Consider the following 231-nt stretch of genomic DNA (forward strand, 5'->3'; position numbering starts at 1 on the left):
CATAATGTTTGCCGTCTTTGGTCTGCTCAATTTTGACGCCCCACATGGCATTCCATTTATCGTTGGCGTCTTTCCACTCTTTCGAAAACTCCTCCAGTCTGCTGGCGTTATCCTCCGTCAGCTCGACTTTTTCCAGCAGCTCCTTGCCGAGATGGGATTCGGTTATCTGGCCTTTAAAAAAATCCAGGTAACCTTCCGCATCATCGCTCGCCCGACCGACAGCCTCCACGA

At 51.1% G+C, this 231-nt stretch carries 1 protein-coding gene; it reads right to left on the bottom strand.

Going from position 1 to position 231, the window contains the following annotated elements:
- Nucleotides 1-231: phage tail tip fiber protein (locus tag HEN33_RS26030; RefSeq protein ID WP_183083585.1), on the bottom strand; the 231-nt coding region annotated here is incomplete at both ends.

Origin of the sequence: Escherichia sp. 94.0001 (assembly GCF_013369155.2) — a bacterium.
Taxonomy (GTDB): domain Bacteria; phylum Pseudomonadota; class Gammaproteobacteria; order Enterobacterales; family Enterobacteriaceae; genus Escherichia; species Escherichia coli_F.